This window comes from Gardnerella sp. KA01000, assembly GCF_049244035.1.
GTDB classification, from domain to species: Bacteria; Actinomycetota; Actinomycetes; order Actinomycetales; family Bifidobacteriaceae; genus Bifidobacterium; species Bifidobacterium leopoldii.
This window is the reverse complement of record NZ_CP058367.1, coordinates 642024-665662: the sequence shown is the minus strand read 5'-3', so window position 1 is coordinate 665662 and position 23639 is coordinate 642024. Positions and strand designations below refer to the sequence as shown.

At 40.8% G+C, this 23639-nt stretch carries 19 protein-coding genes and 1 riboswitch; of the genes, 4 read left to right on the top strand and 15 right to left on the bottom strand.

Annotated elements, in window-relative coordinates:
* Positions 1-80: 80 nt before the first annotated feature.
* Both ppgK and HXT58_RS02445 read right to left on the bottom strand, forming a co-directional pair.
* Entirely contained in the window at positions 81-854 is a 774-nt protein-coding gene (gene ppgK, locus HXT58_RS02450) for a polyphosphate--glucose phosphotransferase (RefSeq protein ID WP_004574289.1), read from the bottom strand.
* Between the two features lie 93 nt (positions 855-947).
* Positions 948-1982 (bottom strand): glycosyltransferase family 2 protein, encoded by a 1035-nt coding sequence (locus HXT58_RS02445; protein WP_116442731.1) that lies wholly within the window; start codon positions 1980-1982, stop codon positions 948-950.
* Positions 1983-2054: 72 nt separating this feature from the next.
* Positions 2055-2201: riboswitch (FMN riboswitch) on the top strand.
* Positions 2202-2207: 6 nt separating this feature from the next.
* Here HXT58_RS02445 and HXT58_RS02440 point away from each other — a divergent pair.
* The 3 genes from HXT58_RS02440 (at position 2208) to HXT58_RS02430 (ending at position 5617) form a co-directional block, all read left to right on the top strand.
* Positions 2208-2777: an ECF transporter S component gene (locus HXT58_RS02440; RefSeq protein WP_004574293.1), complete on the top strand. Its 570-nt coding sequence runs from the start codon at positions 2208-2210 to the stop codon at positions 2775-2777.
* A gap of 47 nt (positions 2778-2824) precedes the next feature.
* Positions 2825-5137 carry an energy-coupling factor transporter ATPase gene (locus HXT58_RS02435; RefSeq protein WP_415696173.1) on the top strand — a complete coding sequence of 771 codons (2313 nt, stop codon included), beginning with the start codon at positions 2825-2827 and terminating at the stop codon, positions 5135-5137.
* A 174-nt stretch (positions 5138-5311) separates the two neighbouring features.
* Positions 5312-5617 (top strand): YhbY family RNA-binding protein, encoded by a 306-nt coding sequence (locus HXT58_RS02430; RefSeq protein ID WP_012914205.1) that lies wholly within the window; start codon positions 5312-5314, stop codon positions 5615-5617.
* Positions 5618-5732: 115 nt separating this feature from the next.
* Here HXT58_RS02430 and HXT58_RS02425 read toward each other — a convergent pair whose 3' ends face one another.
* The 6 genes from HXT58_RS02425 to HXT58_RS02400 form a co-directional block, all read right to left on the bottom strand.
* On the bottom strand, positions 5733-6902 hold the full coding sequence (locus HXT58_RS02425) for a hypothetical protein (RefSeq protein ID WP_421775653.1): 1170 nt from the start codon (positions 6900-6902) through the stop codon (positions 5733-5735).
* Between the two features lie 35 nt (positions 6903-6937).
* Positions 6938-8650 (bottom strand): PASTA domain-containing protein, encoded by a 1713-nt coding sequence (locus HXT58_RS02420; RefSeq protein WP_415706167.1) that lies wholly within the window; start codon positions 8648-8650, stop codon positions 6938-6940.
* Positions 8651-8785: 135 nt separating this feature from the next.
* Positions 8786-10153: a replication-associated recombination protein A gene (locus HXT58_RS02415; RefSeq protein ID WP_064340532.1), complete on the bottom strand. Its 1368-nt coding sequence runs from the start codon at positions 10151-10153 to the stop codon at positions 8786-8788.
* A gap of 86 nt (positions 10154-10239) precedes the next feature.
* A complete protein-coding gene (locus HXT58_RS02410) occupies positions 10240-12768 on the bottom strand; it encodes a DUF3516 domain-containing protein (protein ID WP_174163884.1) in 2529 nt (842 codons plus the stop codon).
* Between the two features lie 60 nt (positions 12769-12828).
* Entirely contained in the window at positions 12829-15033 is a 2205-nt protein-coding gene (gene der, locus HXT58_RS02405; RefSeq protein WP_101886053.1) for a bifunctional cytidylate kinase/GTPase Der, read from the bottom strand.
* The gene (locus HXT58_RS02400) at positions 15030-15803 is read right to left on the bottom strand and encodes a pseudouridine synthase (protein ID WP_004106562.1); all 774 of its coding nucleotides are present in this window, start codon (positions 15801-15803) and stop codon (positions 15030-15032) included. The genes der and HXT58_RS02400 overlap by 4 nt, the downstream gene beginning before the upstream one ends.
* Before the next feature lie 246 nt (positions 15804-16049).
* Between HXT58_RS02400 and HXT58_RS02395 the strand changes: the two genes are divergently transcribed.
* Complete coding sequence (locus tag HXT58_RS02395) at positions 16050-17021, top strand: MIP/aquaporin family protein (RefSeq protein WP_004106561.1); 972 nt, start codon at positions 16050-16052, stop codon at positions 17019-17021.
* 8 nt (positions 17022-17029) lie between these two features.
* Here the strand turns inward: HXT58_RS02395 and HXT58_RS02390 are convergent, their stop codons facing one another.
* The 7 genes from HXT58_RS02390 to ruvA all read right to left on the bottom strand — a co-directional run bounded on the left by HXT58_RS02390 (position 17030) and on the right by ruvA (position 23564).
* Positions 17030-17347, bottom strand: coding sequence for a DUF3017 domain-containing protein (locus HXT58_RS02390; protein WP_410299658.1), 318 nt, complete (start codon positions 17345-17347; stop codon positions 17030-17032).
* Positions 17348-17488: 141 nt separating this feature from the next.
* Entirely contained in the window at positions 17489-19159 is a 1671-nt protein-coding gene (purH, locus tag HXT58_RS02385; RefSeq protein ID WP_410299659.1) for a bifunctional phosphoribosylaminoimidazolecarboxamide formyltransferase/IMP cyclohydrolase, read from the bottom strand.
* 33 nt (positions 19160-19192) lie between these two features.
* Positions 19193-20566, bottom strand: coding sequence for a DUF6350 family protein (locus tag HXT58_RS02380; protein ID WP_410297057.1), 1374 nt, complete (start codon positions 20564-20566; stop codon positions 19193-19195).
* 89 nt (positions 20567-20655) lie between these two features.
* A complete protein-coding gene (locus tag HXT58_RS02375) occupies positions 20656-21237 on the bottom strand; it encodes an adenine phosphoribosyltransferase (RefSeq protein WP_004574311.1) in 582 nt (193 codons plus the stop codon).
* A gap of 140 nt (positions 21238-21377) precedes the next feature.
* Positions 21378-21776 carry a preprotein translocase subunit YajC gene (gene yajC, locus HXT58_RS02370; protein ID WP_004574313.1) on the bottom strand — a complete coding sequence of 133 codons (399 nt, stop codon included), beginning with the start codon at positions 21774-21776 and terminating at the stop codon, positions 21378-21380.
* Positions 21777-21835: 59 nt separating this feature from the next.
* Entirely contained in the window at positions 21836-22840 is a 1005-nt protein-coding gene (gene ruvB / locus HXT58_RS02365) for a Holliday junction branch migration DNA helicase RuvB (protein ID WP_217428681.1), read from the bottom strand.
* 94 nt (positions 22841-22934) lie between these two features.
* On the bottom strand, positions 22935-23564 hold the full coding sequence (gene ruvA / locus HXT58_RS02360; RefSeq protein ID WP_064340661.1) for a Holliday junction branch migration protein RuvA: 630 nt from the start codon (positions 23562-23564) through the stop codon (positions 22935-22937).
* Between the last annotated feature and the right edge of the window lie 75 nt (positions 23565-23639).

Genomic DNA, 23639 nt, shown 5'->3' with positions numbered 1-23639 from the left:
CACTTGGCATAACAAAAGCTGGGCTGCAGCATAAACTGCTCACCCAGCTCAATAGATAACAAATAATATTTAGTTATTTTTTAGTTTTGCTGCATCTTTTGCATTGCATAGTAAGCTGCACCAATAATTCCAGCCTCATTATGCAATGTTGCAACAACAATAGGAGTTTTAATATCGATATGCGGCAAGAACTTTTCGCTTACGCGGCTAACACCGCCACCGACAACAAACAAATCTGGGTTGAAATACTTTTCCATCAGGCCGTAGTACTTAGTCAAACGCTTAGCCCACTTCTTATAGCCCATATCCAACTTTTCACGAACAGAAGAAGCAGCGTACTTTTCAGCATCGCCCTTACCTTTTTCAAGCTGAATATGACCAAGCTCAGTGTTTGGAATAAGCACACCGTTGTAAATCAAAGCCGTGCCGATACCAGTGCCAAGAGTAGTAGCAATAACCAAGCCATCCTTGTCTTTCGCCGCACCAAAACGCTGCTCAGCTAAACCAGCAGCATCGGCATCGTTAACTACTGTTACAGGACGACCACAAGCCTCGCTAAAGACTTCAGTAACATCAACACCAATCCAAGACTGGTCAAGATTTGCCATAAAATCGAGCTTCTTACCAGGCTTAATTGGAGCAGGGAATGCAATTCCAACAGGAACATCTGCAGGTACTTCAAAATGTTCAAGCTGCTGACGAACAATATCTGCAACTGCTTGAGGCGTAGAAACCGTAGGAGTGAGAATTTTGTATCGAGGTTCTGCGAACTCTCCCTTTTCCAAATTTACTGGAGCAGCCTTAATACCGGATCCACCAATATCGACGCCAAATGCTTGTGCAGTGTCAATCATTTCACTAACACTCCCCTCTGAATGTGTGCTGTATGGACAATTACCAGTATTCTATCGTATATTTGATACGACACGCTTACTGTTTACTAACTTCTACTTCAACGAAGGCATAGGTTTCCAGTCTTGATCGTGCAAAATTTTTCGAGAATCAATCCAACCGGTAAACAATTTACCAATACCCGAAATAATATGCTCACGATCGACAGCTATCAAACGAATAAGCTCTTTAGCAGCTGTTAAAGCAGTTCCAAGCGCAAACATAAACGGACGAAAATCGCCATGAACCATAAAGTAGCGAGCCATAAAGCCTCTATTTCGCATAATATGATAACGATTCATGTCCGATGTTGAATTTAGCTGACGCACTCCTGCAATATCCCAATTAGGAATATCACGAGTGCGACGAAGAATAATATCCGGAACAACAATAGGATTCGTAACCTTACTCGCAAGATACCCGTAAGTAGTATCATCCCAGTAAATAAAGTAGCGCGAATCCGGGAAGCCGATTTTTTCAACTATATCTCGACGAATCAAACCGCCCTCAAAACACATCGTATTCATAACTTTGTATCCAGCTCTGCCAAAAGCAGCAGGCGCAATAGGATTTGGAATACCAAGCGGAACCAAAAAATCGTACTGCCAGTAGAATTTACCACCGTCATAATCTAAACGACTTCCTTGAACAACAGCGTGACGCTTAGTCCAAGGAGCAAGACGCTCAATAGATTCAGGCACTGTTTCAACATCGTCATCCATAACCCAGAACCACTTAGCTCCAAGTTCATAAGCTTTTTTAACACCAGCACTAAAACCGCCAGCACCACCAAGATTTTCATCTTGAGGAGCATACACAACATGAAGTTCATTGCCTTCACAATCTTTTTGAGCTTTACCCCAACGATTAGTTAAAGAAGCTTCAAGACGAGCAACCATTTCGCCAGTTTTGTCACTGCACTCATTGTCAACAACGACAATACGCCAAGGGCATTCTTTTAAACATTCAAACGAATGGAATAAATTCTCCAAAAGCTCTTGACGCTTATAAGTGACAACAACAATAGCTAATTTATCAATGCTAGTTGCGTTATTAGTACTAATTTTTTTTGATGCACTCGTATTGCTCATACTTGTATTCTCGCACCTACCCTCGCCACACAATTATCACAACAATGTTCTTAGCATGAGATACAAAAGAATAGTTAGTTTCAGGGAAGGTGAAAATCCTTACTGGCGGTAACAAAATACGTGTTTCATGCGTTTTTGAAGCCCGCGAGCGGCTTACAAGCTGCTGATTCGGTTAAATTCCGAAGCCAACGGTTACAGTCCGGATGAAAGAAACGGAGACCCATCATGGGCATTTCTAATACAAATAATCACCAAACTTATGCAAAGAACTCTAACTGGTCTAGCGAAAAAATAGCAAAATACGCTCTATTCGTGGCACTTTCAATGGCTGTAAGTTTCATAGAATTTCCACTTATTCCAGACTTGTCGTATTTAAAATATGATCCTTCAGGAATAGTATGCCTAGTTGCAGGATTCGCATATGGTCCTGCAGCTGCAGCAATAGTAAGCATACTAGGTTTCGCACCGCACTTATTTACCAATCCACTAGGCACAGTTATGGCAGTGCTAGTATCTTTAGGAGCTAGCGTCACAGCGGCATTAATTTACAAAAAAATGCATACCAGAAAAGGCGCAATAATCGGACTTTTGGCAGGATCAATTATTGCTATTGCTCTTGCAATAGCTGGAAATCTTGTTATTACGCCACTTTATGCTCACATGACTGTTTCACAGGTTGTGGCTCTTATTATTCCAGCACTGCTACCGTTTAATATTATTAAACTTGCACTTCACGTTGTAGTAACTATGCTTATTTACAAACCAATTTCCAACCTGCTACACGAAAATAAATAATAATTCTAAGCGGCATAATTATGCATAATATCAGCACAAGTAGTAGCATGAACGAAGCTAAAAAGCACATGATTGAAAACAATGCGCAAGTAGTGTTGCGAAATATTTGCTTTAGCTACGATGATGGAAAAACTTGGACGCTTAATAATTTAAGTCTTACAATTAATGCTGGCGAGCGCGTGGCAATTGTGGGATTAAACGGTTCTGGTAAGTCAACCTTGGCAAAAATTATTGCAGGTTTAACGGCACCAGATAGCGGTTACGTTACATTATGCGGTGAAAAAGTTTTTGAAAATACTACTGCTTGTGCTGAATCATATAAAAATGCACGAAAATATATTGGCGCACTTTTCCAAAGTCCTGAAGACCAGATTATTACAACAATTACTGAAGAAGATGTTGCTTTCGGACTAGAAAATTTGCAATTCTCTCGAAAAACAATGTATAAGAGTATCAGTGAAGCTTTAAAAACTGTTCACATGGAAGATAAGCGTTACGCTGACCCTAGCACTATGAGCGGCGGACAGCAGCAACGAGTAGCTTTAGCAAGCGCTATTGCTATGAATTCTAAACTGCTTGTTCTTGACGAACCTACTTCTATGCTCGACTCGTTCGCTCGCAAAGACGTTGATGCTTTATTCGATAATTTGCATAAAAATGGCACTACTATTGTTCAAATTACACACAATTTTGAGGAATGCAAACGGGCAAATCGCATACTTCTACTAGAAAATGGCATACTGAAAGAAGTAAGCTTTAATGGTTTAAAAACTTACCTTTCTAATATTGAGTTGGCTAATAATCATTTAACTAAAATTAGCAAGAACAAAAACTTAACAGATAGCAGATTCAAAGAAAATGAGTCAGATATCGCTGTAGAAATTTCCGGACTAACTGTTCAATATGATAAAACTTCTCCAGCTGTTATTGACGATTATTCACTCACTGTTAAAAGTGGCGAAACAGTTGCAATAATGGGCGAAAACGGCTGCGGTAAATCAACTCTTGCTAAAACAATGTGTGGACTGTTAAAAGCCAATTCAGGAAACATAACAGTACATGGCATATCTGTTAGAGGTAAAACATCTAAAATAATACGACAAAAACTACATCAAACAATTGGCTACGTTATGCAACTGCCAGAACAACAGCTTTTTGCTGATACAGTACGGAACGATGTCGCTTATGGACCAAAAAATTTTGGGCTGAAAGGCAATGCTCTTAAAGAACGTGTGGATGAAACCCTACGCTTATTGAGCCTTGAGAATTTGGCTGAAAAATCACCTTTTGCGCTTTCTGGAGGTCAGCAGCGTCTTGTTGCAATAGCTGGCATTTTAGCTTGCAAGCCACGCGTGCTCGTACTGGATGAGCCAACAGCTGGATTAGATTTTGAAGCTGCGTTACGTATTCGAGAAATTCTTGGAACGCTACACAATCAAGGCGTAACCATAATACTTATTACGCATAATCTTCAAGAAGCAGAAGATTTAGGCGCAAGATTAGTAACATTAAAAGCAAATAATAAAGCAAGCAACACAGCAAAAAATACTGAAAATAACAAAAACAAAGAAAGTTCCGCAAAAGCAAAAACAACTTCGCTACTTAAATCTTTTGACCCACGCGCGACGCTGCTATCATGCTTTATTCTTATGCTAAGTGCTTTTAGTATTACTAACTACATACAGTTAGCTATTCTTGCTTTTGTAACATTTACTCTAACTGTTGCTGCAAAAATACCATTTGTTAAGCTTATTGCTTCACTGCACATGATTATTGCGGTATTTGTTTTCTCCGGATTACTTAACATTCTGGCAGTGCGAACCGGCACAGTGCTAGCAAATATTGCAACTATTCCTATTACAACTGATGGAATTAATTACGCAATACTTTTTGCAACACGATTCTCGCTTGTTATTATCATTGGAGCAATTCTAGTACTAACAATGAGTCAGACAACGCTTAACGAATCTTGCACACGATTACTATCACCACTTCGACATATTGGAATACCAACGCAAGAAATAGCACTTATTATGAGCCTAGCGCTACGGTTCTTACCAACACTCAGTGCAGAAGCGCACTCTGTGGCACTAGCGCAAATCGCTCGAGGAAGTAGCATTCGAGATGGTTCTTTTAAGCAACGAGTACACGCTATAACAGCTTTAATAGTGCCAGGTTTTGCAGGAGTAATTCGCCATGCTGACACTCTTGCGCTCGCATTAGATGCACGCTGTTACACGCCTGGAGCTGAAAGAACTCACTTGCACTCATGGAAAATGCGTATAAAAGATGTGCTGCTATCAGTAGTTACTCTTGGTGTTGTAAGCGCGATTATTGTGTGCAAAATGCTACCTTTGTAATAAAATTTTGAAAATATTTCACACTTTTGCAGCGCGCGTAATAAATACACAATGCACAGTAAATAAATTTGTATTATCACATGCAACAATTCGCAATATACTGTATAATCCGTTAAGCACTATGTAATTTATGTAATATTTGCGTTATAAAACTTGCATTTGAAAGGACGCCTTATGGCATTGACAAAAAAGCAGATTAAGCAGCTCCGCGCGCTCGCTAATACGCTTAGCCCACTTTTATACGTTGGCAAGAACGATATTACTGATGCAGCTGTGAAGCAAGCAGACGAAACCATGCAGTACCACGAGCTCATGAAGTGCTCTGTGCAAGATGGTTCCGGATTAAGCGCTAAAGAAGCTGCTGATGCACTTGCTCAAAAGCTCGGCGCCGAAGTCGTGCAAGTAATTGGCAATCGTTTTGTTTTGTTCCGCGTATCTCCATTAGACAGCGTTGACCACATTATGCTTGTGCGTGAATAAAACTCTCTCTTAATATTTTTATATTTTTGCGATAATTCGTAAATAAAAATGCTCCATGATTGCAAAACTGCTGAGGCAATTCAACATTCATGGAGCTTAATTTTATAGTAGCTTGCTATTCGTCAATGATTTGTACGCCACTAACTGTTGACTGACCTGCTGGAAGTTCCAGCCAATTTGATCCATCATCCCCATATTGAGCAGCAATAGTAATTTTTTTGTTATTATATTTTTCAAACCTATTGCTTTCATTTGATTTAGAGATCTTCATCGTAACCAAAATATTATTAAGATCATTGCGCGTTTGCATTACTCCACAATCTGTACCATTACAAAATCCTCCAACAGACATCTTTCTATCGAATACTAATACCGTATAAATATTATCTTTATTTTCTTCCAGAACATTGTCTTTATTACCAGTATTATTTGGTGTAGTTCCAGGAAAATCATATGCTTCATCAACATTTAATATTTTTACAGTTCCAGTAAATACTTGATAACCTTTCTCGCGCCAAAGTTGAACAAGCTTATTATGCTTACGCTGAGCTTGAGTCAAGTTTTTAGCATTAATCATCATATTAATATCAGTAAAATCATCAACTGACACAAAAGTTGGATGTAATAATTTACTTATCTCACCAGTTCCAGGAACTGGATCGTATGTATTATCTTTATCTAATGGGTGATAAACAATAGACCTAGTATTGGTAAAGTTGCCTTCATTCAGCTTATAGATTGTTTTAATCCACGGGAAAACATTAGGCGAATTTTTTTCAATAGCACGCAGAATTACAATTCCTTTATGGTGCGGATCAAAATATATTGTACCTGAATTCTCATTTTCATCATGCGCATTATCTATAATTTCTGGATATTTAACTAACTTGCCATTCTTAAATGAAAATACATGAATACACTTGTTAGAGTTATTATTATATTCATTTGTAGCAATAACAATCATTTCTGGAATATTATCGTTATCAATATCCCACAAATCATAATAATATTCGAAATCCTGCGGGAATTTATTTGAAACATACGATGAAGTTTCAAGCACCTTTTTGTATTCTTTACCAGCTTGAGAAAGAATATCGTCAGTACTGCGAGTATGCGGTTTTGTGATTGTGCTTATTATGCTATTGCTGGTAATACTTTTCAACGAAAAGCCGCTGTTTTGTAAGGTATCTGCAGCAAAAAGAGTATACACAACGCAAGCAGTAAGCCAGCATATAAGCACAACAGTCGATACGCAATAATACAGAAAATCACTATTCTTTTTCATAGACAACATATCTACTTTCGATTTATTTAAAACCTTTAGTCACGTTCAGGAAGCTTACTCCAGTCGAAAGGCTTTTCAACCAAGTAGTATGCAACACTATCGTCTGGAGCAGGCTTAAATGGAACAGCCTTGTGCTTAACTGTTGGCACGAACGGGTTATCTTCTATTGCACCTTTGTAAGGCTCAGCATCAACAGTTGTTTTAGAATACAGTTTCGGATTTCTGCGTAAAATAAACGGTCTTGTAGTATCTGGCTTTTTATTGCCTTTTCCTTCAAAATAGCCAGAAGATTCAATCTTATTAAGATTTGCATGAACTGGAACTACAAGGAAGAAGTCGCGCATTCTAAACGAAGAGTCTTTCCAATAGCCAGGAATTTTATCAGGGCTTCCATATTGTTTAATGTCTTCAGGAGGTTCAAACGCGTCAACCCACTTACCATTAACACACATATTGCCAATATTGTCATTAGCTGTTTCACCACAATATGGCAATCCCATTCCACGATAAAGTTCAAAGGCGCCAGTATCTCCAACAATCAAATGATTCTTCATCTGACTGTCTTTGTTTTTATTATTATCCTTATAAAATACCAATCCGCCAATCTCATGAGCACCATTACCAAAAGTTAAATACTCATAGAAATGAGAATCATCAGGATACTTAGGATCGGTAGGAAGCTGCAAAAACATATAGTCCGGATTATCTTTAGGATAATCATGTTTCTGAAGCTCAATACAGTCGCCATCATTAGTACACCAAGTGCCAATAACAGGAGACGCATTAGTCGCATACATAATAGTTTTGTCATAAGGATCATTTTCTGTCATCACATTTTTGGTTTCAGAAGCGTCAACACCGTAGTACAAGTCAACATGCCCACCTGAAAACTTTGTACCTAAAGCAGGCTTAGAAGAAATGATCTTACCAAGATTCTTTTCTGACGAGAAATGCGGGTGCAATGAAACATCTTTCAATCCTAAATCTCGCAACTTATTTACTGCTTCGTCTTTATCCATGCCGAACAAGTCTGCAGGAATACCTTTGTCTTTAACTCCAACAGCAATACGAATCACACCATCATCACTACTTCCGCTCGAAACTGGGAAGCCTGGCATTGGATCAGTTGCAATAACTTTTCCAGTATTAGTAGAAATAATGTTGTATGTTTCAACAGGAACACCCATAGATTCAGCTATTTTCTTAGCTTTTTCGAGAGGTTGACCTACTACTCCCTTTTTAGGAATTCCAGGACCTTTAGATTCTATAACAGTAACATGCGATGAACTTTGCACACGTTGACCAGGACGAACATTAGTAAAACGAACAAAACCACCACGTTTAACAGAAGAAAACTCTTTAACAATAATAACTTTCACACCCTGCTTACGTAGATCGTCTACAGTTTTTTGCAATGGCGCACTTTTTAATGCACTAGCTTTAGGAATAAGAACAGTATGACTACTTTGTGAAGGTAAATAAAATACCATAAACGCAACCGCAGCAGCAATAACAAGTACTACAGTAACAATTGAAGCAATCAGTAGTTTAAATTGCTTTGATTTAGCAAAAGATTTCTCGCTACTACTTTTTGCAATATACCCAGGCTGAGTATAAGTTTCTTTTACAGGTGGCACATTATAATTTTCATTCGCAACGTCCGAATAATTTGCAACAACATTGCCACATGAATCACAAAACTTACTATTCTGCTCTAGTTTATTTCCACAATTTTCACAAAATGCCATAATTCCCTCTCTTAACTGTGCTCGCACTTACCGAGTTTTTAACACAGCAAATCCCTCTTAAGTGAAATATCTACACACGATTCTAGTTACACTGTCTGATAAACACAAAGATGCAATAACAAACACAGCACTTATTTATTTGTTAGATTCATGAAGAATGGCACGGATTTGAGATAAACGTTGCGAAATCTCGTGCTCGTAGCCGCGATTCGACGGCTGATAGTATTCGCAACCAACTAGCTCATCTGGCATGTACTGTTGGGATGCTACAGCACCCGGATAATCGTGAGCATACTTGTACCCGTCATGGTTTCCCCAACTTTTCATCAAAGCAGTTGGAGCGTTACGCAAATGAAGAGGAACTTGACCAATATTTCCAGCATCAACATCTTGCAAAGCCTGATTAATAGCATTGTAGCTTGCGTTTGATTTAGGAGCGGTTGCTACAGCAATCACAGCTTCCGAAAGAATAATACGCGCTTCTGGCATGCCGATTAAAGCAACTGCTTGAGCTGCTGCAACAGTTACTTGCAAAATTTGCGGAGCTGCCATACCAACTTCTTCGGCAGCAGCAATCATAATTCGCCTTGCAATAAAACGCGGGTCTTCACCAGCTCGAAGCATTCGCGCTAAATAATGCAAAGAAGCGTCAACATCACTTCCGCGCATCGACTTAATAAAAGCAGAAATCACATCATAATGATCGTCGCCGTCTTTGTCGTAACGAACTGTAGTAGTATCCATTACGTTAGAAACAATATCAGCAGTAATTACAGGCTTCTTTTTGCCATGCTGTAACGCAACATCTCCTGTTACTGCTCCTGCAGCCGCCTCTAAAATAGTGAGAGTTTTGCGAGCGTCTCCCCCGCTTAAGCGAATAATAGAATCTATTGCGTCATCGTCGATTTTAAGCTGATTATTAAGACCATTTTCGCTAGTTAGCGCACGTTCTATAAGAGTATGCAAATCTTCAACGCTAAGTGACTCAAGTTTAACAACTACTGATCTACTAAGTAGCGGCTTAATAATTGAAAAGCTTGGGTTTTCGGTAGTAGCTCCAATAAAAGTTACGTCGCGATTTTCAACGCTTGGAAGCAAAGCATCCTGCTGAGATTTAGAAAAACGGTGAACTTCGTCAATAAATAAAACTGTTTCTTGACCATTACTAACTAAACGCTCATGCGCGCGATCAAGTACCGCACGAACGTCTTTAACTCCAGAAGTTACAGCAGAAAGTTCTTCAAACACGCGACCAGACTGACGAGCAACAATATAAGCGAGCGTAGTTTTGCCAACTCCCGGAGGACCAAACAACACAACAGAACTTGGAGCAGTAAGAGAACCTTTAGATTGCGGATTTGCAAGCCTACGCAAAGGAGAACCTTCTTTTAGAGCATGCGACTGCCCTAGCACGTCTTCAATACTGCTCGGGCGCATACGCACTGCCAACGGACGAGTCACATCACTCGGCGCGCTACTTGCTGCAAATAAATCCTGCTCCATAAATACCAGCTTACACTACATATAGAACAAACGTTCGATTGCATTTTGCATTCTGTGTTTTGCATTCCGTTAGCACATTTTAAAAATCACACATGCGAAACTTGGTAATCAAAGAACACAACTTCACCTTCGTCTTGAGTTGTATCTAAATCGACAACGCCAGTAATAGCCCAATTATGATCCCCGTCTGAATCGTCAATAATCTGCCGAACTTTCCACGAATGTTCACTTTTCTCAAGCGAATCATCCAAAATAAACAAGTCGCCACTTCGAGCCTTAGCATCTATTCCAACATACTCGTGCTCATCGTAATAGTCGTCAAGCACATCATTCCACTCGTGAACGCCGTAACCCCAAGCTTTGTCAAGCTCTCCTAAAGTATCCGCATCTTCCAAATCCATAAGCTGCACGCGACGAAACATTGCGTTTCTAATCAACACAATAAGTCCACGACGATCCTCAACTACAGACTCAGAAGTTGAAGGCGCAGCCGTAGTTACAGCGCTAGCTTCAGCATCCGATCCTCCAGCACTCTCCCACTCGTCAACAAGACTTGAATCAATAGAGCGCACAACAAGACGAAGCCACGAAATAATATCACGCAATTCTTCGTTAAGCATATCTTCAGGCACAGTGCGCGCAAGAGAACGGTAAGCGTCCGAAAGGTAACGAAGAAGCGTTCCCTCACTTCTAGCAATGCCATAACGAGAAATGTATCCAGTAAAATCAGATGCTGTTTCAACCATGTCTCGAAGCACAGATTTAGGCTTAATCCAGTAGTCGTTCGCCCACGGCACATCCTTGCGATATTGCGCAAAAGCAGGAGCTAGTAAGTCTTCAAGAGGCTTAGGATAGCTAACTTCAGCTAAGCGTTCCATGCGCTCCTCATAGTCAATGCCATCGTCCTTCATACCAGCCATTGCAGCATCGCGTGCTTTGCGCTCTTGAGCACGAAGAACAGGCTTAGGATCATCCAGAGTTGCTTCAACCATGGAAATTACGTCAAGCGCATAGCTTGGAGATTCTGGGTCTAGAAGTTCCAAAGCTGCGAGTAAGAATGGAGAAAGCGGCTGATCTAGCGCAAAACCGTCTGGCATAGCAACATCAAGATCATAATCGCAAGAACCGTCAACGCGCTCTCTACATTCAATGACTTGAGTATCGAGCAAAGTCTGGAAAATATCATCACAACGCTCAAGCAATTTTTCTTTATCTTGTGGCCTTTGTGCACTATCTTCAATAAGTTTTTCAACGCGCGCTCTAGCATCCCCACCTTGCGTAACTTCGTTCAAAATCATTGAATGCGTTACAACCATGTGAGGATTCAAAGTTTCGGGAGCGCTTTCAATAAGCTTAGTAAATGTCGGCTCGCCCCAAACAACAAAGCCTTCTGGAGCTTTCTTACGCTTAACTTTTTTAAGCTTTTTAGGATCATTTCCAGCTTTTGCAACAGCGCGCGCATTCTCAATCTCGAACTCTGGAGCCTCTGCAACTACTAAGCCCTCAGTATCGAATCCCATTCTGCCTGCACGTCCTGCAATTTGGTGAAACTCGCGAGCGCGAAGCTTTCTACTACGATTCCCATCAAATTTTGTAAGAGCTGTAAGCACAACCGAGTGAATTGGCACATTAATGCCAACGCCGAGAGTGTCTGTGCCGCAAATAACTGGTAGAAGTCCAAGCTGAGCGAGCTGTTCGACAAGCCTACGGTAGCGCGGAAGCATGCCAGCATGATGTACGCCTACACCAGTGCGCAGTAGCCTTTGCAAAATTTTGCCGAAACCTGTAGTGAATTTAGTACCTTTAATGGCTTGAGCAATTTTGTCTCGCTGCTCTTTGCTTGAAACTCCAGTACTTGCGAGCGCTTGCGCTGTTTCAAGAGCTGCGTCTTGCGAAAAATGAACTACGTAAATTGGCGTTAAACCCTTGTTAAATAAGAGTTCTACAGTTGTTGCAAGCGGCTTATCTGTGTACTCGTATTCGAGCGGGATTGGTCTTGGAGCGTCTGCAATAATATCGACGTTTCTTTTTGTTGATTTTTCTAAGCGTTCCGCAATATCCGTTACGTCTCCAAGAGTTGCGCTCATAAGTAAGAATTGCGTATTTGGAAGTGTAAGTAGCGGAACTTGCCAAGCCCATCCGCGCTCTGGATCTCCATAGTAGTGAAATTCGTCCATTGCAACGCAATCGACTTCAGCGTTTGCGCCTTCACGCAGAGCTTGATTTGCTAAGATTTCCGCCGTGCAGCAGATTATTGGAGCATCTGCATTAATATGCGAGTCGCCTGTAATCATACCAACGTTGTCACGTCCAAAAATAGCTACTAAATCGAAGAATTTTTCGGATACAAGAGCTTTAATTGGCGCAGTATAGTAGGAGCGTCTGCCGGTGGCGAGCGCCGCGAAATGCATACCGAGCGCGACAAGCGACTTTCCAGAACCTGTTGGAGTGTTTAAAATAACGTGGTCTCCTGCAAGCAAATCCATAACGGATTCTTCTTGATGCGGCCACAAATCTACATGTTTGTTATCTTTAACCCAATCAACAAATGCTTGAAAAATCTCATCTTCGCTAGCATGATGCAAATCGAAAGCTAACTCGCCCAAACCAGCCATATACGCTCCTACTTTACTTAACCCTAACTTACTTTGATTTAATCACGCTTTATTTGCGCTTTACTTGCGCTTCTTCTTATCTCGTACTTTTACAGAGATTTGAATAGGAGTTCCCTCGAATCCAAACTCTTCTCGAAGAGAACGCTCAATAAAGCGACGGTATCCGTGCTCTAAGAAGCCAGTTGTGAATATTACAAAACGCGGTGGGCGCGTAGAAGCTTGCGTAGCAAACAAGATTCTCGCTTGCTTTCCGCCTCGCAAAGGATGCGGATGAGCAGACTGAATACGACCTAAGAAAGCATTAAGCTTGCCTGTAGGAATGCGCTTATCCCAGCTGTCTAAAGCTGTTCGCATAGCGCGCGCAAGACGATTCGTATGCCATCCTGTTTTTGCGGAAAGATTTACGCGCTCAGCCCAAGTTACGCGCTCAAACTCAGTTTTCCATAAGCGTTCCATGCGCTGTCTGGAAAATTCGTCCATCAAGTCCCATTTGTTAAACACAAGTACGATTGCTCGACCCGCGTCTACAGCCTGGCTCATAACTTTCAAATCCTGCTCTGCAATCGGCTGGGAAGAATCGAAAAGAATCAAAGCAAGTTCCGAGCGTTCAATCGCAGCTTGCGTACGAAGTGAAGAATAGTATTCAGCACCCGTAAGCTTGTGCTGCCTGCGCTTAATACCAGCAGTGTCAATAAACAGCCAATCCTCGCCGTCAACTCGCACAACCTCATCAACAGGGTCACGAGTAGTTCCAGCCAAATCGTTTACAACAGATCGCTCTTCATGAGCTAAATGATTCAAAAGCGAAGACTTACCAACGTTTGGACGACCTACTAAAGCAACTCTGCGAAGTCCTTCTGGAGTTAAGAATCCTGAAGTTTTATTCGCTTTCTTCAAAGAATTGAGCGCTGCATCAAGCAAATCTCCAACGCCTCTGCCGTGCATTGCAGAAATTCCGTAAGGCTCACCCATTCCGAGCTTCCAAAACTCTGCAGTCAAATACTCGCTTCTAGCGTCGTCAACTTTGTTAACTGCCAGAGTAATAGGCTTACCTGCAGCGCGAAGCATTGAAACAATACGCTCGTCTGTAGCTGTTAAACCAACTTGACCATCTACTAGGAAAATCACAGCATCGCTTAAACGCACTGCTACTTGCGCTTGTTGAGCAATAGAAGAATCAATACCTTCAACATCTGCTTCCCAGCCGCCAGTGTCAACAAGCTTGAAGTTGGTCCCAGCCCACTCAGCGTCGTAGCTTACGCGATCTCTCGTAACACCTGGAGTATCTTCTACAACAGCTACACGATGACCCAAAATACGATTTACCAGCGTTGATTTTCCAACGTTTGGTCGACCTATAATGGCGATTACTCCAACAGCTTTAGAGTCTTTTGCATCGTCTTGACTTACTTCGTCGCCTCGAAGAAGCGCACGATCTTCATCGTCAAGATCGTAGCCTTCAAGATTAGCAGCATAACGGTCATACTCATCCTGCTCAATTGCAGCGTCAACCATTTCAACAAGAGCATCGAGAGTCTGCTCAAAAGTCAAATCAGAATTATCGAGCGTTGTAACACCGTCTGCTGCTTGAAGAAAATGCGTAACTTTAGCATCTTTAGCATCACGAGCGCGAATATCGTCTTCTTCAGATTCATTATTTTTAGATTCATTATTTTGCAAATTTTCTTGCGCAATATTCTGCTTGTTTCTGCGAGCTTGACGCACTTCTTCGCGTGCAGTAAGAAGCACTCGAACTTGAGCATTAGGAGCAACAACAGTAGTAATATCGCGTCCTTCTGCAACTATTCCCTCACCTTTAGAGAAAGAATCTTCATCTGACTCTGAAGCAATATACGCACGCTGAGCAGCAATAAGCATACGGCGAACTGCAGGAATCGAAGATACAGTAGACACATGCGAAGAAACTTCGCTGGAACGCAATTCTTCGCTAATATCCTCACCTTCAACAGTCACTACAGGATTCTTAGGATCAACACTAAAGTCAGCGTCACTTTCAGTAAATAAGGCTCCAACAGCTTCAATAATTTGATTAAAACGTTCAGCATCCGCTGGATTTACAGGATTTCCTTCTTCATCCAATTCAAGTTGCGTGCTTAAATCAATACCTTGTTTCAAGCACCACCAAGCAGCAGCTCTATACATTGCACCCGTATCTAAATACGCAAAACCATAGTATTGCGCTAAAGCACGAGAAGTAGAAGACTTACCTACTCCTGCTGGTCCATCAATTGCTACACAAATCACAGGCCAACCTCCTTAGAAAGCGAGCGCACTTCTGTTTGAGAAAGCACGCGATACGATCCAGCTTTTAAGTCACCCAATTTAATAGGGCCAATTTGCGTACGAACAAGACGCTTTACAGGGTATCCTACGGCTCCAAAAATCCTGCGAACAATACGATTTTTGCCAGAATGCAACACAACTTTTACCATGGTTGTGTCGTGATTCTGATCGATTATTGCGCAACGGTCGAGCTTAATCCAACCATCTTCAAGATTTACGCCTTGCGAAACCAAGCGGCGGCAAACCATACCGTTGATTTTGCCTTCAACAGTTGCAATATAAGTTTTCTCAACCTCATACTTTGGGTGCATTACGTGCTGGCTTAGCTCGCCATCGTTGGTCATTAAAATAAGACCTTCAGAATCGTAATCCAAGCGTCCCATGTGGAAAATTCGCTCGTACTTGTCTCCAACAATATCTCTTAAAGTAAAGCGACCTTTTGGATCGTCCATTGCGCTAAGAACTCGCTTAGGCTTATGCAATGCGAGCGTTACTAGCTTTGTGTTGAACTTTACGCGAGATCCATCAACGCGCACTTTTTGACGTTTTGGATCTACTCGAGTACCAAGTGTTGTAACCAATTCGTCGTCTACTTCAACACGCCCGTCAAGAATAATCTCTTCACACTTGCGTCTTGAACCAAATCCCGCTTCAGCAAGCAGCTTCTGCAGTCGAATGGCGTTGTTGTCATCTGAATGCGCCTGATTGGCGCGGGAATATGCGTTTGGCATCGTTCTCCCAACGTGACCTAAAGAATTACATACATACTTGCGCCAGAATTTACTTAAGAATACGCAATATAAGCAATTCATTACTCATTAACTTACTAATTTCTGTGGCAATTTATTAAATTTGCAATAAATCAAAAAACACCACATTTTCCTATGTTACCGTATGGCATAGCCGTGATAGTATAGCCTAGGTTTCATTGTGTTGCAATCATTAACAAAGCGGCACAACTAAAATTAAGGAAAGTTATGATTAAAACTACAGATACACCGTGCAGCACAACTAAAACTGCTGCGCCACTTATTGTTCGTATTGGTACTGAATTTATTGCTACAGCTTTAGCGATGTTCGTTGTTTACACTTTTTATTCTCTTACTACCGTAATGTACGGAATCAACGTTTTAATGATTGCCGCCGGCACTGGTATCGCTTATGCTGCAGCGACATATATTGCATCTAAAGTTTCTGGAGGCCACCTTAACCCTGCAGTAACAGTTGCTTCGATGCTTACTGGACGCACTTCATACACTGCAGGATTATGCTACATTGTTGCCCAAGTTCTTGGTGCTATTGCAGCTGCAGGATTGTTTATTCTTATTATTCCTCAGCAGGATTCAAGCATTGATCCGTCACAAGTTGGTCAAGGCTCAGGTTTTGACAAAAAGTATTGGTTTGTTTCAATAGTAAACGGATTCGAAAAGGCATCTCTTTCTGCACGTCAACTAAAAGAAATAAACTTGTCTTTCGGAATAGTATCTGCGTTATTAGTTGAAGTTATTGCTGTTATTTTGATTGTTGCCACTGCATTGCGCAGCACAGACCATGAAGGTAATACTAAATGCGGTTATGCAACACACATCGGTATTGCATACGCAGCTGGCGCTTTCATTACGTATCAAATTACAGGAGCTGGTTTGAATCCTGCGCGTTCTACCGGCATCGCATTATTCGCAAACTCTCATGATTTGGAAGTTAAACCACTAAGTCAATTGTGGGTATTCTGGATTGCTCCAATTTTTGCTGCAGCGCTTGTTAGCCTAGTTTTGCTATTAACAAAGCTTCTTTCAAACTCAGCACAAAAACTTGCTGTATCAAATGAAACAAATCCTGCACCAATACAAAATTTTGCAGACACAAAAGCAGATGCTCCTGCAGCGCCAGATATGAGCTATGAGTACGTTCAAAACGTATCTGACAATAACGTTGCGAACAATCTTTAAAAATAAAGTTATAGCAAAAATATAATTGAAGCGTATGTTATAAGCAAACCTATGCCGAGCGTAATACTTATGAAAGAATCAAAGCCAACTGAGCGAACTTTCCAAGGGCTACGCTGACGCATAATTAAGCGCATAACTCCTAGAAGTACAGCCGTCACAGAAATAACAACTGTGGCGGCTTTTATATATCCTATAAATGCCAATAATGCGCAAAGTGCAATAATAATTGCTACAATCCATTCAGCATAAGGCTTACCCTCACGTTTTTCCGACACGTACGGATGCTCCGTTTTAGCACTTCTAGTCTGATGCTCACTATCTGTCATACTTGTATCATACCTGCTCCGCGATAAGAAAACATGAGTTGTTTTAGGCACTAACACAAAGATGCAGCGCTTGAAGTACACAAGCGCTGCATCCATAATATTGATTAATTTATTTGTCTATGAATCTTAGCTAAAGCAATTTTAGTGGAAGAAGTGACGAGTACCGGTAGTGTACATCGTTACACCAGCTTTGCGCGCAGCTTCGAACACTTCTTCGTCGCGAATAGAGCCACCAGGCTGCACGATTGCGCGAACGCCCGCTTCAATCAAAATTTGCGGACCGTCAGCAAATGGGAAGAAAGCATCCGAAGCCGCAACAGCTCCGCGAGCACGTTCAGCACCATCAGCCAAAGTATTCGCACGTTCAACAGCCAAATGGCACGAATCCACGCGATTAACCTGCCCCATACCAATGCCAACAGTAGCATTATCATGCGCAAGTAGAATTGCGTTAGACTTTACACAACGAAGCGAACGCCAGGCAAATTGCAAATCACGCAAAGTGTCAGCATCAGCAGGATCTCCAGAAACAAGCGTCCAGTTTTCAGGATTATCACCAAAAGCATCAATCTTATCTGCAGACTGAACTAAAGCACCACCGTCAATAGGATGAACTTGCAAATCTAAGACTGGCGGAGTTGCAACCTTCAAAATGCGAAGATTCTTTTTCTTAGTGCGAAGCAATTCCAAAGCTTCAGGCTCATAGTCTGGAGCCACAATAACCTCTGTGAAAATTGGGCGCACACTTTCTGCCATTTCCAAAGTCACAGTAGTGTTTGCAGCAATCACACCACCGTAAGCACTTACAGGATCGCAAGCGTGAGCTTTTTTGTGCGCTTCTACTGCAGTCGCGCCTATTGCCAAGCCGCAAGGATTATTATGCTTGCAAACAGCAACCGCAATTTGTGGAGCAAAATCCCAAACTGCACGCCAAGCAGCATCCGCATCCACATAATTGTTGTAGCTCATAGGTTTTCCGCCAAGAAGCTCAGCCTGAGCCAAACCACCCTTATGCAAAGGATCTAAATACAATCCTGCTTGCTGATGGGGATTCTCACCATATCGAAGCGTATGCTCTAAACTCCAAGTGCGCGTGTAGTTTGCAGGAAGCTTCACAGCTTCAGCATTTTGATTATCTTCTTCATCATTTGTGTTCAAACTTTCAGGCTTCTGCCATGCTTTACTTGTCCACTCAGATATAGAAGCATCGTAAGCTGCTGTATGAGCAAATGCTTTACCAGCCAAATATTCGCGCTCTTGCAAATTAAAGCCTTCACCTGAAACGATTCTATTAGCTAAAAGCTGGTAATCTGCAGGATCTGTAATAACGGCAACAGACTTATGATTCTTTGCTGCAGCACGAATCATAGAAGGTCCACCAATATCAATTTTCTCAATAATTGCGTCACTATCAGCACCGCTCATTACAGTGTCTACGAATGGATACAAATTAACTACTACAGCATCAAACGGCTTTATGTTTAGCTTTTCAAGTTGCTTTACATGATCAGCATTACTCATATCTGCAAGAATTCCAGCGTGAATATGCGGATCTAAAGTCTTCACTCTTCCATCAAGACTTTCTGGGAAACCAGTAACGTCAGAAACTTCAGTAACATGAACGCCAAGTTCAGCCAATTTAGCAGCAGTAGAGCCGGTTGAAACTACTTCAGTATCAGCCTTTCTAAATGCTTCAGCTAATATTTCAAGTCCCTCTTTATGAAAAACTGAAACAAGAACTCTACGAATTTGCTTTTCACCTGTGGTTATCAGCACATTTGCGTTTGATTCTTTGCTCTGTGTCTGTTGCACGGCGGCCTTCCTTCCCAAAATAGTAGTGAGGAATTATTTTCTTTTAGCCTTCGATGAAACCGTCCTAGGAGCAGCTTTTTTCAAAGGCAAAGGTTGATTCTTTTTATTACTAGTCTTATTTTCGATTAATTCTGCAGATTTTACAGGTTTATTCGACTTACTAGCAGCAATAAGATTAAAGCAATATCGCGCGCCACAAATAAGTAGGATACTAAAAATCGAAATAACCCATGCTACAGCAGAAGCGTATAGAGTAAGATGACCAACAGCCCTAGTACTTTCAATAATGTCAACTCCAATATAAGAAAGTCGACATTCACCCAATGAACCATTTGCTATTGAGAAAACAACAGTCCACATAATTGTAATTAAAGCGGATACACCTACACTATCAGTTGCAGCTTCTACAGCATTCAACATAAAAGACTCACGCTCGGTTTTGTCAATAATATTTTTTAAACGCAAGCCACAGCCGCTTTTATGCAATAAAGTTATAAGCATTACAATAAAGCAGAAAATTGGAACTATGGAGTAAAAAACAGTGCGATGCATAACATCAACAATAGCATCAGGAAATATTCCAAAAACCGGAATAGGAGGCAAAGATTTACGCTGAGAAACTGCTAAAGTAAAGTGTGCAACAGATCCAATATTAAATCCAGATCCACAAATCCAAGATAATGCCCAAATAGCAATATTCGGCAGCCAAACTAAGCAAGCAATAGTTGTAAGAATACGAGAACCATTTTGCATGCCTAATTTATTGAAATATGAATTAACATAGCCAAAATTTGTGCAAGCCCAAACTACAACAGTTATTAACGCAATAAAAGCGTATAAACCAAATAAAATTACTGCTGTACGCTTAGTAATACGAATATTTTTTTGAATATACTCAGGGCACATTTGCTTGTAGCGCTGCTTTAACGACATAAACAATGAGCTGCTTGGAAAAACCGCTATAAGCAAAGAAATTAAATAAATACAAGAAGATTTACAAGCAACAATAAAAGTAGAATCCAGTAAAGTAACATGCGTATTTTGAGAAAGTATCGCATTAATAACAGCCCAGACTACAAGCCCAGTAAAATATGCTATATCTCCACCTCGAATACGGCGAATTAAACATACAAGTGTTGCAATAAGTAGAAAAGTAAGACCTAAAGGAATAATCGTAAGAATGCAATTGCCAAAAGTAATACCTACGCCTTGAGCAAACATAAACACAGCCCAAGTCATAGACATTGCAGATTCAGAAAGATTGCCTGCTCCCTCTTCGATAGAAACCACAAGAAGTGTGAGAGATAGGAAAAGACCTATTGTAAGAGAAAAAATAAAAATAACAATAATAGGAGTTATTACACCTTTAGACATGTTTATTAAGAATGACTTAAGTTTCTCAACCATGCCTTTTCCTTTCAATTCTTTTAGGTGCAAAACCAATATATTGCTTTAAATAGGATATTACTTTAATAATAAGCGATAATAATAAACTTTTAAGCTGGCATAGTAATTAAACTACTGCAAGGATAATCGCATAACTCACTCATTCCACTAATACCTGTAAGTTCAATAACAAAACTAAAACCTGCAACTATTCCTTGAGCGCGCTTGACAATATTTGCAGCAGCTTTTGCAGTGCCTCCAGTTGCAATAAGATCGTCAACAATAAGCACACGTTGACCTGGCTTAATAGCGTCGTTTTCAATTTCAATACTTGCCTGACCATACTCAAGCATGTACGACTCAGTAATAACTGGAGGAGGTAGCTTACCAGCTTTACGAATAGCAAGAAAACCTTTGCCTAACCGAGATGCCAACAATGGTCCAAAAAGAAAACCTCGAGCTTCAAGCCCAGCAATCAAATCAATTGAATCAGCCGGTACAGGCAATGCATCAATCAAAGAATCAATAAGAATTCGCGAAGAGCGAGCATTTGAAAATATAGGAAGAAAATCACGAAATATAATACTAGGATTAGGGAATCCTGGAACGGTACGAATCAAAGAAGCAAGATAAGCGGCGTCATCGTTACTTACTGTTTTCAACGTTTTCACTGTAATATCCGTTGCTGTCATAATTCTAACGTTCTTTTCTTCACAAGACTTGTTATCGGAATATGGAAAGAATGTCACATATTCGCATGATGTGTGAGACATGCGCTGACTCACACATCACGACTTAAGTATTAAATTATAAATTTATGAAATAAAAGTTATTACTTTTCAGATTCTGCAGATTCTGATACTGGCTTGTTATCTTCGTTTACAGACTTATTTGCATCATCCTGCTTAGCTTCTTCTGCTTGTGCAGCTTCTGCCTCTTCATCGCTAATAAACGCTGGACGCACATACAATCTGTTTACAGCGCGGAAAGATACTCGCATCAAGCTACCTTCTGAATCGATGACAATCTCTTCATACTGCGTATCTACGCTTACAATCTTGCCGATAATGCCGCCAATTGTAATAATTTCAGTGCCTGGCTCCAAAGATTCATGGAAGGAACGCATTTCAGCTTGACGCTTCTTAGCATTGCGAGTCTGGAACATCATCATGCAAACCATTGCTACAACGAGAATAATAAGCATGCCATACTGCTGGAAAAATTGAGGCAAAGTAAACTCCTTAAGTATCCAACCCTAAGACGGTCGAAATGCCGTCCAAGTTAATTATTTTAAGCTAGCTCACTGACATTACTAGGCTCTTTAAAGCCCAAATGTTTCCAAGCTTTACTAGTTGCAACACGACCTTTAGGAGTGCGAATTAAGAATCCTTCACGCACTAAATATGGTTCACATACTGTTTCAACAGTTTCAGCTTCTTCACCAACCATTGCAGCTAAATTATTAAGACCAACCGGTCCACCGTTAAACTGACAAACCATAGCCTTCAAAACTGCAATATCAAGTCGATCAAGACCTTGCGTATCAATCTGGTATAAAGCTAACGCTTCAACAACAGCTTCATGATTTACTTCTGACAAATCATGCACAATAGCCCAATCTCTGACACGCCTCAACAAACGATTCGCTATACGAGGAGTGCCACGAGAGCGCAATGATAGCTCTTTAGCAGCTTGATCAACAAGACGAATCCCTAAGACTTTAGCAGATCGTTCAATAAGTTTTTCAAGCTCTTCGTGAGGATAAAAATCAAGATGAGCAGTAAAACCAAAACGAGCACGCAATGGAGAAGGCAACATTCCTTCCCTAGTGGTAGCTCCCACTACAGTAAAACGAGGAAGAGTTAACGGTATTGATGAGGCGCCAGGACCTTTACCCACCATAACGTCAACGCGAAAATCTTCCATAGCAATATAAAGCAACTCTTCTGCAGCACGAGGCAAACGATGAATTTCGTCAATAAACAACACTTCACCTGCATCAAGCGCGCTTAGTATAGAAGCTAAATCTCCAGCATGCTGGATAGCAGGACCTGAAGTAATTCGAATAGGAACTTGCAATTCATTAGCAACAATCATTGCTAATGTAGTTTTTCCCAATCCAGGAGGGCCTGCCAATAACATATGGTCAGGCGCAACATCACGCTTTTTAGCAGCATCTAAAAACAGTTGCAATTGCGCTTTTAAAACTGGTTGGCCAATAAAACCTTCTAATGCGTGAGGACGAAGCTCCTCATCACTGAGTTGCTCATTTCCTAAAGGAGTTGAAGAAACCATGCGTAAGGATTCTTCAGCAACACCAGTATTTAGCGCAGAAGCATACTTTTCACTCACTTCAACTCCCCCAATACTAGATTCTTTACAAACATGATTACCTACCTCTATCAAGTGAAGCTAATGCCATTCGTAAGACATTAGGCAAATCTGCATCAGATATAGGAGTTGAAATATTATTCTCTGCACAGACTTGCTCAACTGCTCTTTGAGCGTCAACTTGTCTCCAACCCAATGAAACAAGACCCTCTATGACGCATTGCACGCTAGAATCAACAATCTGCTTATTAGATTGAGTAGAATCATTAGAACTATCTGCCAGTATTGAAGGATCAAGAGAACCCTTCAATTCCAAAATAATCTTCTGCGCACCCTTTTTCCCTAAACCAGGCGCAGAAGAAAGAGAAGTTACATCTCCCTCAGAAATAGCTTGTAAAAGACGATCAACATTCAAAGTTGAAAGCATAGAAAGAGCAACTTTAGGACCAATTCCACTAACTTTTTGCACTTGCAAAAACATTCGTTTAGCAGCTTGAGTTGTAAAACCATAAAGAGTTAAAGCATCTTGCGAAACTTGAAGCGACGTATAAACGCGAACTTCCTGCCCTTCATGCAAAGAAGACAAATCTTGAGAAGGCATATAAGTCTCGTAGCCAACTCCAGAAACAACAATAAGCGCAGAACGAGCATCAATTGACGCAACTTGCCCAACAAGCATTCCAATCATAAGCTCACTCCTACTTAACAAAAACTCATAACTTAAAGCACATAAAGTCAAATACAATTATAATAGAACATCTGT

Coding starts and splice junctions, on each gene's coding strand:
- ppgK (WP_004574289.1), bottom strand. CDS start 854: ATGATTGACACTGCACAAGCATTTGGCGTCGATATTGGTGGATCCGGT.
- HXT58_RS02445 (WP_116442731.1), bottom strand. CDS start 1,982: ATGAGCAATACGAGTGCATCAAAAAAAATTAGTACTAATAACGCAACT.
- HXT58_RS02440 (WP_004574293.1), top strand. CDS start 2,208: ATGGGCATTTCTAATACAAATAATCACCAAACTTATGCAAAGAACTCT.
- HXT58_RS02435 (WP_415696173.1), top strand. CDS start 2,825: ATGAACGAAGCTAAAAAGCACATGATTGAAAACAATGCGCAAGTAGTG.
- HXT58_RS02430 (WP_012914205.1), top strand. CDS start 5,312: ATGGCATTGACAAAAAAGCAGATTAAGCAGCTCCGCGCGCTCGCTAAT.
- HXT58_RS02425 (WP_421775653.1), bottom strand. CDS start 6,902: ATGAAAAAGAATAGTGATTTTCTGTATTATTGCGTATCGACTGTTGTG.
- HXT58_RS02420 (WP_415706167.1), bottom strand. CDS start 8,650: ATGGCATTTTGTGAAAATTGTGGAAATAAACTAGAGCAGAATAGTAAG.
- HXT58_RS02415 (WP_064340532.1), bottom strand. CDS start 10,153: ATGGAGCAGGATTTATTTGCAGCAAGTAGCGCGCCGAGTGATGTGACT.
- HXT58_RS02410 (WP_174163884.1), bottom strand. CDS start 12,768: ATGGCTGGTTTGGGCGAGTTAGCTTTCGATTTGCATCATGCTAGCGAA.
- HXT58_RS02400 (WP_004106562.1), bottom strand. CDS start 15,803: ATGCCAAACGCATATTCCCGCGCCAATCAGGCGCATTCAGATGACAAC.
- HXT58_RS02395 (WP_004106561.1), top strand. CDS start 16,050: ATGATTAAAACTACAGATACACCGTGCAGCACAACTAAAACTGCTGCG.
- HXT58_RS02390 (WP_410299658.1), bottom strand. CDS start 17,347: ATGACAGATAGTGAGCATCAGACTAGAAGTGCTAAAACGGAGCATCCG.
- HXT58_RS02380 (WP_410297057.1), bottom strand. CDS start 20,566: ATGGTTGAGAAACTTAAGTCATTCTTAATAAACATGTCTAAAGGTGTA.
- HXT58_RS02375 (WP_004574311.1), bottom strand. CDS start 21,237: ATGACAGCAACGGATATTACAGTGAAAACGTTGAAAACAGTAAGTAAC.
- ruvB (WP_217428681.1), bottom strand. CDS start 22,840: ATGGTTTCTTCAACTCCTTTAGGAAATGAGCAACTCAGTGATGAGGAG.
- ruvA (WP_064340661.1), bottom strand. CDS start 23,564: ATGATTGGAATGCTTGTTGGGCAAGTTGCGTCAATTGATGCTCGTTCT.